Raw genomic sequence first — 13,229 nt, forward strand, 5'->3', positions numbered from 1 at the left:
GCCGGCCACCGCCCGATCGAGGTCTACCGCACCCCGACCCTGCATCCCCAACTTTCAGAGCAAGATCAGTGAGCCACAAACTTGACGCGGGACACGGAGTACTACCGCGAAGCTGGTGATGTTTTGGCTGTTCAGGGGGTGTCCGGTGGTCGGATGCGCCGGGTAGCGAGAGGTCGGGCACTTCACCTTGCGGGCCCTGGTGCGTGCTCATCTGGGTGGCAGGAGGCCTGAGCGGATCGCTGCCGCCATGCCCCTGCTGTCCGCCTGTTCCGGGACGATGTGGTCAGCGTGGATGACTTGGTCGCGCGCAGTGTGCAGGGCCACGGTGAAGCTGGCGCGGTCCGGGTCGACTCCGGGAAGCGCTGCGACAGCGTCGGTCATGGCCATCCGCAGCACCTGGTAGAGGGTGAGCAGGGCCCAGACCTCCTGCTCCAGGCCGCGTGGGTCCTGGGAGCGCAGAACCCTTCCGGTCAGCAGCGTGTGCCGCAGGGAGTAGTAGGCGGTCTCGATCTCCCAGCGCTCGTGGTAGAGGCGGATGAGAGTGTCGGCCGGGTCGCGGCGGTGGTCGGTGAGCGTGGTCGCGAGCAGGTAGCGCCCCGCAATTCTATGACCTTCGCTGGTGGTGACGGTGATGTCCGCATCGATGACACGCACATGCACGTGGTGGAAGCGGGTCAGGTAGGAGCCGTCGGGCAAGACCGCGAGCACCGCGGGGCGTCGGCGGGCGGACAACCTGAACAGGAACTGAGCTCCGGTATCGGCGACGCGGCCCAGGAAGTCGTCGCCGTCGAAGGCACGGTCGGCCAGCAGCAGCATCTTCGAGGTCAGCCTTGGCAGCAGCTGGGACGCCTGGACGATTTCGCCGGCCTCGGACGGGCCGAAGACGGCGCCGAGGAGGCCCCGGGTTCCGGTCTCGCACAGCACGGTCAGCCGCAAGGAAGGGTAGCCGGACACGCCCCAGTGGTGCCGGACCTTGCCGAGCAGGGCCCGGATACGTGGCAGGTCGGGGGCCTTGAGTGAGCTGCAACCGTCGAAGGCGACGGTCCGCCAGCGCCGGTAGCACACGCCCGGCGTTGAAGGACGTGCCAACGGCACTGCGAGCACGTTGAAGAGAAACTCCAAGGGCTTCGGCCCGAGCCGTTTGCGCACGTGGCGCAGGGCCGCCTCTGTAGGGGCATGCAGGTCGAGCCCGAACAGGCCGGCCACGAGCTTGTCCCACACGCGTTGGTAGCCCAAGCCTGGGAACAGTCCCAGAGGTGTTGTCAAGTTCGCGAGGCGTGTGGTGATCTTCGGGGGATTTCATGGGAGGGCCCGGTCGTGGACACCGCTGCAGCGCCGTTATACAAGGGGTTTTGGTTCCCGCCGGAGGTCATCTCCCACGCGGTGTGGCTGTACCACCGTTTCTCCCTCTCCTTCCGTGATGTGGAGGAGCTGCTCTTCGAGCGCGGGATCACCGTCTCCTACGAGGCGATCCGGCTGTGGTGCGAGAGGTTCGGTCCTGAGTACGCAGCGCGGCTGCGCCGCCGGCAGCCGAAGCCGGGTGATAAGTGGCATCTGGACGAGGTGTTCATCAAGGTCAATGGGAAGATGCGGTACCTGTGGCGGGCCGTCGACCAGGACGGCAACGTCCTGGACATCCTCGTGACCAACACCCGGGACACCACTGCGGCCAGGCGGTTCTTCCGCGAGCTCCTCAAGGGCACCGAGACCGTGCCCCGGGTGATCGTGACCGACAAGCTCCGCTCCTACGGGGCCGCTCACCGCCAGGTCATGCCCTCGGTGGAGCACCGCAGCTCGAAGTATCTGAACAACAGGGCAGAAAACTCGCATATCCCTACACGGGAGCGTGAGCGCAGAATGAAGGGCTTCCGCAGCGTCGGCACGGCTCAGAGATTTCTCGCCGCCTTCTCCCGGATCTCCACCCACTTCCGCCCCCGCCGCCATCTCATCACAGCGAGTGACTACCGAACCGAGATGACCGAACGCTTCCGCGTCTGGAAAGCCGTCACCGGCGTGCCCTCGACGGGCTGACCGAGGTGCCACCGCGAGCACACCCGCATCCTCACCAGCCCCAACCCACCAGCCTCACCAACAATTTGACGATCCCGTCGGAACGGCTCAGAGATTTCTCGCCGCCTTCTCCCGGATCTCCACCCACTTCCGCCCCCGCCGCCATCTCATCACAGCGAGTGACTACCGAACCGAGATGACCGAACGCTTCCGCGTCTGGAAAGCCGTCACCGGCGTGCCCGCGACCGGCTGACCGAGGTGCCACCGCGAGCACACCCGCATCCTCACCAGCCCCCAACCCACCAGCCTCACCAACAATTTGACGATCCCCAGGCCACCTATGTGGCCGGCCTGCGTTCACAAGCTCGCAATGTCACCGAGTTTGAGTCCGTTCCCTCGTCCGCAGCGTCTATGTGCGGTGGGTCGTGGACGGTCTACTGAAGGGGCGCAGCGTTCTGCACGGCTGTTGGGTGCGATTGCTGTGCACCGCAGTCCATGAAGCAAATGGCTCGTGCTTGTTCCATCGAGCCGTGGAAGGAGAGGACAGACATGCCTCGACTTGCCCGATCAGACTGGTACGACCTCGCCCGTGACATGAACTGGACGCTGGCGTACGTCGATGAAGCAGAGGCATTCCCTGACACCATGTGTGCCAAGTTCGGCATGCCCGCCGAGTCCTGGTGGTCTTGGGATGAGCCCTACAAGATCAGCTATCGCGAGTACGTGCAGAATCAGACGGTAAAGGAAACGTCTGTCTATGCGGTGAACTCCGTAGTCACTCGTTCGAGGACGTATGAACAGCTCGATCCGGGCTGGAAGTCAGCCGCACTCATCCACTTCAGCGCTGCGCCGTTCACGGAGTACATGGCTGGATTCGGCGATCTGCGGATGGCCCGGTTCGGGCGCGCGGCTGCATGGCGCAACCAGGCAGTATACGGCTTCCTGGATGAAATCCGTCACACCCAGATCCATCTCTACTTCTCCTACCAGCTGCTGGGGAAGGAGCCCCGGGTCGACTGGGCGAACAAGGAGCAGCACACCAACAACTGGGGCGCAATCGCCAACCGCTCTGAGATCGAAGACATGGCGGTGGCTTCCGATGCTGTAACGATCGGGGTACAGCTGCCGTTCTCGTTGGAGACCGGCTTCACCAACCTGCACTTCATGAGTCTGGCTGCCGATGCCCTCAGCGTAGGTGACATCGACTTCGCGTCATTGGTTGCCTCGGTCCAGACCGACGAAGCGCGTCACGCTCAGCAGGGTGGGGCAACGATCGCGGTGCTGACGGCCAATGGCCGTAAAGACGTGGCCCAGCGTCTGGTCGAGATCTCGTTCTGGCGGGGGTGGCGGCTGTTTTCCCTGCTGACCGGCGTCTCGACGGACTACTACTCGCCGCTGGAGCATCGTGCGCGCTCGTTCAAGGAGTTTATGAATGAGTGGATCATCAAACAGTTCCTTGACCAGATCCGTGAAGTCGGACTGGAGAAGCCTTGGTACTGGGATGACCACTTCCTGTCGGAGGTGGAGTGGATACACCACGCCTATCATCTGGGTCTGTGGTACCTGCGGCCCACCTTGTGGTGGGATCCGGATGCGGGAATGTCGGCGGCTGAACGAGACTGGCTCGAAGAGAAGTACCCGGGGTGGAATAAAACCTTCGGTAAGCCGTGGGACGTGATTACACAGAACGTCCGAGAAGGCAGGGTCGAACGTACCATGTCGGAGACGTTGCCCATTCTGTGCAACCTCTGCAACCTGGCGATCCTTACCCCTGTGGGCCACCTTGCGGGCCATCTCGCGTCTCCGGAGCCGCTGACGGTGGAGTACAACGGCCGCAAGTACAGTTTCTGCTCCGCGCCCTGTAAGTGGATCTTCGAACAGGCCCCGGACCGGTATGCCGGCCAACTCACGATTTCTGACCGGTTCGCCGCCGGTCAGATTCAGCCCGCAACCCTGGAGGGTGTGCTGGCGTACATGGGCATTTCGCCTGATGAGAGCGGAAAGGACGCTACCGGATACGCGTGGGCTGACCTCAACCAGGGGACGCCGGCAACTCTCCTACGGCGTGCCTGAGCGTGGCTGGATTGCATTTCCCTTGCAGGGCGACGAGCAGAGTGGAGGAACCGTGTCTGTAATTTTCGTCCGAGCCGTATTCGACGGTGACCTGATGGTTCGGCTCATCCCGATCGACGATGCTGACTCGTTGGCGGCTGTGGCCGAGACGATAGCCCACCAGGCAGTCGGAGCCATGGTCCCTCCACAGGGCCGGCCCATAGAGGTCTGGCACGACGATAATCGACTCGACCCAAAGGAAACCGTCCAAAATGCAGGCATAGGACCAATGGATATATTGCGGGTGGCGTACGCGTGAGCGACAACGTCCGCTGGGTGACGGCCTTGGCTGATGACGAGCTGCTCGAGGGGGAAGTCTTGGACGTTGAGATCGAAGGCCAGGACATTCTGCTCGTGCGGCTCGTCGACGGCCCCGCCAAGGCCTTCCAAGGAAAATGTCCGCATCAAGGGTCCCTGTTGGCTGACGGTGACTGGGATATGGACAGCAACACCCTCGTCTGTCCCAGTCACCTGTGGGAGTTCGATCTGACCGATGGCCGAGGGATCAATCCGGAGAACTGCCGACTCCGTGAATATCCTGTCCGCCTCAACGATAAGTGGCTGGACATCGCCGTCCCGGCTGACACAGACAAGGTGAGCAGTTGACGGTGAGCGTGGGAGACGAAGACCAAGGGGTACCTGTGCTAAATGAAAAGCCGCAGCCTGGCCCAAAATTGGTTGGGCCGATCATACGCGGGACGGATTCCGAACTCGCGGATGCAATCATCGCCGCAATCGAAGCGGATAACCGGGACAACAGCATCCAAGTGATCGACAGGGGAGGATACATACGTATTCAGACGGCATGGGAGTGTCGACTCACCCGGGCAAGCCTCGAAGATGAGCTTGGCTTCGCCTACCCACTGTCGCAGATTGAAAATGTCCTCACCGCCTTCGCCGGACGGATGTCGGCTACCGAGGATCAACTGACGTGGTATCTGGAGAATCGGGAGACCGACAGTGCAAAGTCGTAAGCCCTCAAAAGCGAAGGCGTGGAGCACACTCGGCGACGTGAAGAGGAAGCCGAGTGAGTACGAGATCGTGAACGCGCAATTTCTCCACAGCTTCCGACGCGAGCCCGCCCCGTTCGAGATCTCTCCTGACGCGCCTGTGAACCAGTGGTACCGAAGGTACCGCGAAGGATCTCCATTTCAGGTTGAGGACTGGGAATCCTTTCGTGACCCGCACCGCCTGACGTACAGGAAGTACGTTCTGCAGCAACACGGTCGAGAGACCTACGTGGATGCTCTCATCGATGAACATGAATCTGCGACATCGATCGAGAGCCTTCAGCCGGAATGGGTTCAGATCCTCCGGAAACTTGCGGTGCCCATGCGGTTTCCTCTGCACGTGCTCCAAATGGCGAGCATGTACGTGTCGCAAATGGCGCCAACCGCCTACATCGTGAACTGCGCCGCTTTCCAGGCCGGCGATGAACTGCGCCGCATTCAATGGCTCGCCTACTGGGTGAAGTCCCTGTCACTGGCTCACGCTGACGACCTGGCTGCCACCGCCACGGCACGCGACATATGGGAAAATGACCCCGTGTGGCAACCACTGCGGCGAGCGCTGGAGCAGCTCCTTGCCGTCCGTGACTGGGGAGAAGCGTTCGCCGCCTTGAACCTCGCCCTTAAGCCTGCGCTCGACACGCTCCTCAATGGCAGCCTCGCTCTGCTGGCCAAGCAGAACGGTGATGCACTGCTGGCGTCCCTGCTCAAGGAGTTCGGGCAGGACAGCCGCCGCAGTCGTGACTGGAGTACGGCCCTGGCCCTCTATGCCATCGAGCAACGCCCGGACCTACAGGAGACCTTGAGCTCCTGGGCGTTGCCCTGGCAGCGTACCGCGACCGACGCGGTGACCACTCTGAGTGGGCTCTTCACCGAGGCGCCCAGCCCTCTGGCGGTGGACGACGTCGTGGACCACGTGGCCGTACAGCTCAACACCATCCGCCGGGATTGTGGACTCAGTTGAGGCGGTGTGCTTGCCGCTGGCGTAAGCCAGTGCTGGAATGTGGTTGGAAGGCGCGAGATAGTCCTTCCAACCACATCGCTTGCAGTAGGCAACTTTGGCAACCCGGACCTTGGCAGATGCTCAGGAGGTCCCTGCCGCAACCAGAAATGAACGGCAAGAGGTCTTGCAAGGAGTCTTCGATGATCGGAATCCACGATGTAGGCGGATACCACATGGGCCCGGTCGAAACGAAGGACGACTCAGTGTTCCATGAGCCGTGGGAGGGGCTGGCCTTCTCCTTGGTCCTAGTGAGCGCCGTCCAGGGCACTTGGTCGCTGGCCGAGTTTCGCCACATCATCGAGCAGATGCCACCAGCCGAGTATCTGAGGACCCCTTACTACGTGCACTGGCTTGAGGCGGCAGAGGAGCTTTGCGTTCGGGACGGCTTCATGACCCGTGAAGAAGTCACCGCCCGCCAACAGGTTATTCGCAACGGTGAGACACCCGTGGCCATCCCGGCCCCGGCGGACCCGGAGGCCGCGCAGAGCCTGCGGGAAGGTATCGAGAACCTCGCGTACACCGGTCTTGGCGCGCGCCGACCGGACCAACCGCGGTCGTTTCAGGCCGGCGACCGCGTCCGTGCCCGGGTGCTTGCTGTCCCCGGTCACACACGGCTCCCGTGGTACGTATGGGGCAAGCCCGGGGTGGTCATGTCCTACAGCGGCACCTACCCCCTGCCGGACACCGAGGCTGGCGGCGGAGAGGACCCGGAGCCGACGTACATGGTCCGCTTTGCGGCCACCGACCTATGGGGCCCGGGTACGGATACGAATGTCAGCGTCGTGTTGAGTCTTTTCGAGTCGTACATGGATCTCGATCCCGAGGCCGCTGCCGTAGGGCAGGAGGCTATCTCCCAGTAAGCAAAGGATCCGGAGGAGAGGGTCATCCGACATGGGCGAAAACAATCACCGGCCGCGTGAGCTCTCCGAGGGTGAGGTTCGAGCGAGGGCTCTGGAGTCGTTGCTGCTCGAAAAGGGCGTACTGCAGGGCGAAGTCGTGGACGAGATCATCGACATCTACACCAATGACATTGGACCGTTGAACGGGGCTCGCGCCATCGCCAAGGCGTGGACGGATCCAGCGTTCAAAAGTCGCCTGTTGGAGAACGCCACCAAGGCTGTCGCCGAACTCGGAATCGGCGGCATGGAGGGCGAGAACTTGGTGGCTGTGGAGAACACGGACGAAGTCCACCACGTGATCGTCTGCACCCTGTGCTCCTGCTACCCCTGGCCGGTCCTGGGCCTGCCCCCCCGCTGGTACAAGGACACGCCCTATCGTGCGCGCGTCGTGCGTGAACCCCGCGCCGTTCTGAGGGAGTTCGGCACGATCGTCCCCGACGACAGGGATATCAGGGTCCTCGACAGCAACGCCGAAGTCCGCTACTTCGTGATCCCGCAGCGCCCCAAGGGTTCTGAACTCATGTCCGAGGAGGAGCTCGCTGCGCTGGTGACACGCGACTCCATGGTCGGAGTGACCGTTCTGCCGGATATCGAGCCGAAGGCGGCCACGCGATGACGCAGGACTCGGTTTTCGGCGCCGTAGGCGCCCAGGGTGCCGTGGTCGACCGCAGCGTCAGCCACTGTATTGACGGCCCACTTGCCATGCCACGCAGCAACGGTGAACTGGTCTTCGAAGCTCCATGGCAAAGCCGCGCGTTCGGCGTGGCGGTCAGCATGTGCCAGGCCGGATTCTTCACGTGGGAGACATTCCGCGGCCATTTGGCGCAGGCGATCGCGGAGAAGGGCCAGGACGGGGTCGAGGAGTACTATCTGCGCTGGCTCGATGCGCTGGAGATGTCGCTGGCGGGAACTGGCGTACTCGACTCTCAGCTCCTGCGCGACCGTGAGGCCCAGTTCCGTGCCCGGACGCGCGACGAGATCTTCTGATCGACGGCTCGGCAAGCCGGAGCGCAGACGTGCTGCCTGAACCCGCCCGGTCATCCCGCTACACCGGGGGCTCGGTAAGGGGCGAACAACCGCGGTAGACAATCGAGTCCAGAGACCATCTCATTCCGGTGAAGTGGCCCGGCCCCGCCCATCCGTGCCCTCTGCGCGCTGGGCGGGGGTCGCCTGCTGCTGCGGTGTGACACAGACGTGAGTGGGGCGGCCAGCCTTGGAACATGTCAATCCCCTGGGAACGTGGAGGACTTCCTTATGCGGCTTGAGCCTCCTGGGGCGAGCGTGACCGGGCTTCGGTGACGGCTCGTTCGAACTCCACCGGTGCCAGTCCGCCGGCCGCGCTGTGCCTGCGGCGCGTGTTCCTGCCGCATCGGCTTGTTCCGGCCCTTCCACGGCGGCACCTGCGGACCCTCAATGGTCCTGCCGTCCACGGCGTGGACGAGGGTTCCGGCCAACCGGTCCTGGACATAGTCGTGCAGGCGCTGGTTGGCCACCAGCCTCGCGGTCTTCGGTCGCTGCGCACGCCGTTCGGCGTGCCACTGCGCCAGCGAGGCCCGGTAGTCCAAGTGGTAGCTCCGGGTCGACGCGTTGCGCCGCAGCTCCCGCGAGATCGTCGAAGGCGAACGCCCCAGAGCCGCGCGATCGCACGGACGCCGATGCCCCGGACACGCAGCACAGAGATCTCCTCCCGCTCGGCGAACGACAGGTAGCGGCCCGAGACGGTCCGGGCAAGGCACGGATTCACCCCGCCAGCATGGCGAAACCACCGCGACCCCACGGCCGGGGAGACCCCGAGGCTTTTCAATTTGGCCGCCGATCGGGTGACGAGGCCGGTCGCGTGACGGGCGAGGCCCTCGGACTGTTGAGCGAGATGTCTGAAGTCTCAACATCACAGTCCGGGGGCCTCGTTGGTTCCTTATCGTGCCGTACTCGACGTCCCGCATGCCCTCGTCGAGTGGGTCTCGATGCTGATCGTCACCCATGAGGGTGACCGCCGCTGCATACTGCCGCCCGCGCAACGGGCCCTGGTTGCGCTGGTGTACCTCCGCAAGAACGAAACCCTCGAGCAGATCGCAGCCGGCTTCGGCATCAGCGTGGGAACCGCTCATGCCTACGTCCACCAAGTGATCGCGCTGCTCGCGGGGCGCGCGCCGGGCCTGACCGCGGCACTGCGAGCGGCGAACGCCCGCTACGTCCTGCTCGACGGCACCCTCGCCGAGTGCGACCGGGTGGCCGGCGGTCGCAGAGGTTTCTCGGGCAAACACCGACGCCACGGAGTGAACCTGCAGGTCATCACGGTCCCGGATGGCACTTTGGTGTAGATCTCGCCAGCACTGCCCGGCCACACGCACGACCTGACCGCCGCCCGCTGACATCTGATCATCGCCACCTGCGTCCGGCTCGGCATCCCCGTCCCCGCCCGACGACGGCTTGGCAAAGACCTCGATGCCAAGGAGAAGTGTGCCAACCGGGCGCATGCCCGCCTCCGCTACCCGGTGGAACGCACCATCGCCCGGATCAAGACCCGGCGGATCCTCCGCAAGGCCAGACTCAGCCCGAACGCACTCACGTCAACCACAAAGGCCATCCTCACCCTGGAGGCCCACCGCTGAAAAGGCTCCCCGATCGCAGCCGCCGCGTCCACTGAGCTCAGCTCCCGCGCGATCGCCTGCCAGAACCCGACCCGATCCTCACGCCAGGCCACGCTCGGCCTACCCGGCGAAGGCATTTGCCAGCGATACTCCCTCGCCGCCCGCTGCCGATTCCCCGCACCCATCCGCAAACCTCCAGCTCACAGAGATGTTGCGACGACCAATTGAATCCGCCGACCGCCACCAACGGTGGCGAAACGCAACGGTGTGAACTCTGTTGGTGATCTTGCGTGGGATCATGCGGCGGGCTGCGCACAGTGCGTGAAAGGGCGGGGTGCGGCGGCGGGTTCTGGGGGTGCTGGATAGCCAGTCGGAGACTCGGGAGACGTTGCAGGCCATCGCGGTGAGGACGTGCTGGACGTGTGTGCGGGCCAGGCCTCGGTAGCGGGAGCGGCGCAGGCCGTGGGCCCGGACGTTCTGCGAGAGGGTGGCCTCGGTGCCAGCGCGGATCGCATAGCGGCGGCGCCATTGTTCGGTTTGCTGATCAAGCCGGTTACGCGTCTGGATCTCGTGCAGCGGCCGGGGGAGCACGGCGATGGAGCGGGGGCCGGTGGCTGAAGAGGTGCACTGGGCGCGGTCCGGACGGGCAGGCCCGGCAGTCCGACTCAGCGAACCGGGCCTGCAGGTAGGTGTAGTCCTTGCTCTTCAGCTTGGTCCAGGACACGCTCGTGGCCCCGCGCGGACAGATTGCCTGCTCATTGGCCCAGTCGATGGTGAAGGCCGCCTTGCCGAAGCCTAAACCGGCCTTGGCCTGGGCGCTGTGGTCGGCGGCGATGGGGCCGAGCAGAGTGACGCCGTGCACCCGCTGGGCCCGCTCGATATGTGCCGCAGAAACGACCAACGCTAGCTGTCCAGGCGAGAGTCCCGGCCTGCCGTCGTCGGGATACAGCCCCGCGAACTGCGCGTCCTCGAACAGGACATCGAGCCGGTCCCGTATGAGCATCGCCGGCGTCCCCTTCGGGCACGCCGCCCGCGCTGTCCGCAGCGTCCTCACCGGAATACGCTGAAAATTCCTCGGCCGTAACGACACCGCACCCACACCCCAGACCCGAGGCCACCCCGCACGCCTTCAGCGAAGCACCCCACGGCCCTCCCGTCAGCACCCCACGCAAGATCACCAACAGAGTCACGGTGTTGCACACGGCGGGACACCATCCTTTACGAGCAGCAACTCCCCAAGACGATCAGCCAAACGATCACCTCACAGACCCAGACACCAACCTGACGACGCCCAAGGGGAAGCTTCACAAGCGCACTAAATCACCGGATTTGCCGGTCATCGTTCCTGCGGAACATCTGTGCGCGGCTGGTCATGGGCGGTCTACTGGTTGCGCGCAAGGCGCTTCGCTATCGCAGTTTATTGAAGCACTGCCTTTGACTGAAGGGCGTTGGAGACTGGTGTCCAAGTTTGGCCAGCAGACTGGAAACCGTCGGCGATCATTCCAGCACAGGAGGTCAAATCTTCGTCGGACCAATCAGTTGCCGGACTGTGCGGGAATCTCGAGGTAAACGGTCCATTGATTAATGCCATCAGGCCTACTGAGACTTGGATTAGCCCGCGCGAGCATTTATTTACTACCACATACTGCTGGAGCATCGTACACACTCATTCAATGAGCTCCTGAAGGCGTGGATCATCAAGTAATTCCTCACACAGATACGCGAAGCGGGATGCGTTCGGTAGTCAGAAGCTAGATGGGCCGGTGAGCACTTTGGTGGCAGTGGTTTGCGGGATCGGGGCGTGTCTGATTGAACGGGTGGTGAGCCATAAGAATGTGGAGGATTATCGAGTCACTTCCGGCGAGGTGATCCGTACGCGCTCAGGAACCATTAGGCGTGCGCTGGAGTCGGGCCCGAGCGCCGGGGATCCTTCGGTGGCCGCTGGCCGAGCGGCTCTGCTGTCTGCCCGACAGAGTGCGGATTTTGTACTGGTAACGGCCACCACGCCAGATAACCCCGGCCGGACGACCGCATCGGAGGTTGCCCACCGTTCAGGCCTTGAGCAGGTGCCGGCGGTGGATGTGGCAGCGATGTGCTGCGGTTTTGTTTACGGACTCGCTTTGGCCTGTGCGCTAGTGGAGACCGGAGCATGCGCCAGGCCACTGGTGATCGGCGCCGGAGCCTACCCGTCGACCACTGACCCCTTGGACCGAGGGGCCGCGGCGATCCCCGCAGACGCGGCTGGCGCGGTGCTCCTGCGCCGAGGGCATCGTCGTGAGCCGGGCGCGATCCAGGCGGTGGACATCGGCGGTGACGGAACAGATAGCTATCTGATCAATACCGCCCCGAGCGGCTCGCCTCTCGTCGGTGGTCAGCCGGACGTTGCACGCGAGCATTACTACTCCCGGATGAGCGGCCGCGAATGGCAGGCACAGTCAGTACAGCGGATGGCAGCATCCGCCGACCGGGTGCTGAAGAGCGCCGACTGGCCAGCTTGGTCAGTGCAGGCATTCATAGGTCATCAGCTCCCTGACCGACTCCTTGCTGCGGTCGGTGACCAGCTGGGTATCGCTGCCAGTTGCCGGTTCAGCGGAATTGGTCAGGTCGGTGACACGGGCGCGGCCTCCATCCCGCTGACTATGGTAGACATTGCCGAAAACGGAGGTGTGCGTTCCGGTTCCCGGGGTCTGCTCACAACGTTCAGCCAAGGCCGAACAGGGGTTTCCATAGCCCTGACCTGGCCGGACGTGTCACCAGTACGGCTGCAGTCGGACATTTCAGCCAATGCTGGCACCGCGCCGCCACCGAAAGAGACGCCATCCCCCTCCCACTGGAGGCTGCCTCCCTGGCGATTGGTTGCCAGCATCTCTTGATTGCGTGTAGCACGATATTCGAAGGCCGCCGGAATTGGCGCGGAGACGCTTTGCACTCCGGAGCTCCGACAGGCCAGACCAGTTGGAGACTGCGCAATTTCCTGTGAAGGAATCGACATTCCTGACATCTCCCCGGTGTTTGCGGCCGACCCGCCACACATGTAGTCCGCGATCTCGCTCCCGCAGGGTGGACTCATCATTACCATGCCTCGTGACCGTAGCCCTCAGGTCGCGCTCGTCATTCGCGATGCGGCGGTGATGGCTCTGCCTACGTCGAATCTGACTCGCATCGAGGCCATGTGATGAATCCGTCCGTGGCAGCGGATCTGGCACAGGTGCACGGTCCCGCTTCAGGCCGGCCGGTGGAGAGTACATAGAAGGAGGTAGGGCGGCTCCGAGAATCGTTCCTCAACACCGAGCGATGGAACCGGCGGCCGTTGACGGTGGCAGTGTGCGTGAAGACATAGTGCCGTTCTGGTTGCTGCTGGGAATGGGCTGGGATCTGGTGAGGGACATGCGCGGGTGACCAGGGCGAGCTGAACGGGGAAATGCGCCACAGGCATGAGTGAGACGGATGCGCGTTTCCTTTGCAAGATCAAGGACTGACAGGAGCCGAGTCTGTGTCAACTGAAACTAAAAACGTGCGGCGCCTGGACCGGGTGATCATCCGGTTCGCGGGGGACTCGGGTGACGGCATGCAGCTCACCGGTGACCGGTTCACCTCGGAGACCGCC

12 protein-coding genes and 4 pseudogenes are annotated in these 13,229 nt (G+C 63.6%); 11 read left to right on the forward strand and 5 right to left on the reverse strand.

The genetic code is table 11. The features are described from left to right. Positions 1-96: 96 nt before the first annotated feature. A pseudogene (locus ACZ7HQ_RS43550) lies at positions 97-1,254 on the reverse strand (transposase); the annotation flags it as partial. A gap of 42 nt (positions 1,255-1,296) precedes the next feature. Between ACZ7HQ_RS43550 and ACZ7HQ_RS43555 the strand changes: the two are divergent. The 9 genes from ACZ7HQ_RS43555 (at position 1,297) to ACZ7HQ_RS43595 (ending at position 8,018) form a co-directional block, all read left to right on the forward strand. After that, positions 1,297-2,031 carry an IS6 family transposase gene (locus tag ACZ7HQ_RS43555; RefSeq protein WP_471002732.1) on the forward strand — a complete coding sequence of 245 codons (735 nt, stop codon included), beginning with the start codon at positions 1,297-1,299 and terminating at the stop codon, positions 2,029-2,031. A gap of 528 nt (positions 2,032-2,559) precedes the next feature. Beyond that, positions 2,560-4,083 carry a YHS domain-containing protein gene (locus ACZ7HQ_RS43560; RefSeq protein WP_471002700.1) on the forward strand — a complete coding sequence of 508 codons (1,524 nt, stop codon included), beginning with the start codon at positions 2,560-2,562 and terminating at the stop codon, positions 4,081-4,083. Next, positions 4,001-4,381 carry a toluene-4-monooxygenase system B family protein gene (locus ACZ7HQ_RS43565; RefSeq protein ID WP_471002703.1) on the forward strand — a complete coding sequence of 127 codons (381 nt, stop codon included), beginning with the start codon at positions 4,001-4,003 and terminating at the stop codon, positions 4,379-4,381. Before ACZ7HQ_RS43560 ends, ACZ7HQ_RS43565 begins: the two co-directional genes overlap by 83 nt. Continuing rightward, a complete protein-coding gene (locus ACZ7HQ_RS43570; RefSeq protein WP_471002706.1) occupies positions 4,378-4,728 on the forward strand; it encodes a Rieske 2Fe-2S domain-containing protein in 351 nt (116 codons plus the stop codon). The genes ACZ7HQ_RS43565 and ACZ7HQ_RS43570 overlap by 4 nt, the downstream gene beginning before the upstream one ends. 2 nt (positions 4,729-4,730) lie before the next feature. After that, positions 4,731-5,096 (forward strand): MmoB/DmpM family protein, encoded by a 366-nt coding sequence (locus tag ACZ7HQ_RS43575; protein ID WP_471002709.1) that lies wholly within the window; start codon positions 4,731-4,733, stop codon positions 5,094-5,096. A gap of 37 nt (positions 5,097-5,133) precedes the next feature. Next, positions 5,134-6,093, forward strand: a complete 960-nt coding sequence (locus tag ACZ7HQ_RS43580; RefSeq protein ID WP_471002711.1) for a ferritin family protein — start codon at positions 5,134-5,136, stop codon at positions 6,091-6,093. Positions 6,094-6,272: 179 nt separating this feature from the next. Continuing rightward, positions 6,273-6,992: a nitrile hydratase subunit beta gene (gene nthB, locus ACZ7HQ_RS43585; RefSeq protein WP_471002714.1), complete on the forward strand. Its 720-nt coding sequence runs from the start codon at positions 6,273-6,275 to the stop codon at positions 6,990-6,992. Between the two features lie 31 nt (positions 6,993-7,023). Further along, positions 7,024-7,647 carry a nitrile hydratase subunit alpha gene (nthA, locus tag ACZ7HQ_RS43590; RefSeq protein WP_471002717.1) on the forward strand — a complete coding sequence of 208 codons (624 nt, stop codon included), beginning with the start codon at positions 7,024-7,026 and terminating at the stop codon, positions 7,645-7,647. Then, positions 7,644-8,018: a nitrile hydratase accessory protein gene (locus ACZ7HQ_RS43595; RefSeq protein WP_471002720.1), complete on the forward strand. Its 375-nt coding sequence runs from the start codon at positions 7,644-7,646 to the stop codon at positions 8,016-8,018. The genes nthA and ACZ7HQ_RS43595 overlap by 4 nt, the downstream gene beginning before the upstream one ends. A 371-nt stretch (positions 8,019-8,389) precedes the next feature. On the opposite strand, the pseudogene ACZ7HQ_RS43600 reads toward ACZ7HQ_RS43595, so the two are convergent. Then, positions 8,390-8,868: pseudogene (locus tag ACZ7HQ_RS43600) on the reverse strand (transposase); the annotation flags it as partial. A gap of 70 nt (positions 8,869-8,938) precedes the next feature. Here ACZ7HQ_RS43600 and ACZ7HQ_RS43605 point away from each other — a divergent pair. Then, positions 8,939-9,643: pseudogene (locus ACZ7HQ_RS43605) on the forward strand (transposase family protein). Positions 9,644-9,651: 8 nt separating this feature from the next. Here ACZ7HQ_RS43605 and ACZ7HQ_RS43610 read toward each other — a convergent pair. The 3 genes and pseudogenes from ACZ7HQ_RS43610 to ACZ7HQ_RS43620 all read right to left on the reverse strand — a co-directional run. Further along, positions 9,652-9,807 (reverse strand): annotated as a pseudogene (locus ACZ7HQ_RS43610) (IS30 family transposase); the annotation flags it as partial. Continuing rightward, entirely contained in the window at positions 9,743-10,213 is a 471-nt protein-coding gene (locus tag ACZ7HQ_RS43615; protein ID WP_471002723.1) for a transposase, read from the reverse strand. The pseudogene ACZ7HQ_RS43610 and the gene ACZ7HQ_RS43615, both read right to left, overlap by 65 nt. Further along, positions 10,176-10,625 carry a hypothetical protein gene (locus ACZ7HQ_RS43620; RefSeq protein ID WP_471002726.1) on the reverse strand — a complete coding sequence of 150 codons (450 nt, stop codon included), beginning with the start codon at positions 10,623-10,625 and terminating at the stop codon, positions 10,176-10,178. The genes ACZ7HQ_RS43615 and ACZ7HQ_RS43620 overlap by 38 nt, the downstream gene beginning before the upstream one ends. Positions 10,626-11,385: 760 nt before the next feature. Between ACZ7HQ_RS43620 and ACZ7HQ_RS43625 the strand changes: the two genes are divergently transcribed. Continuing rightward, positions 11,386-12,495: a 3-oxoacyl-[acyl-carrier-protein] synthase III C-terminal domain-containing protein gene (locus tag ACZ7HQ_RS43625; RefSeq protein ID WP_471002729.1), complete on the forward strand. Its 1,110-nt coding sequence runs from the start codon at positions 11,386-11,388 to the stop codon at positions 12,493-12,495. The last annotated feature ends 734 nt before the right edge of the window (positions 12,496-13,229 follow it).

It is taken from the genome of Streptomyces sp. NPDC037290, from assembly GCF_055603245.1.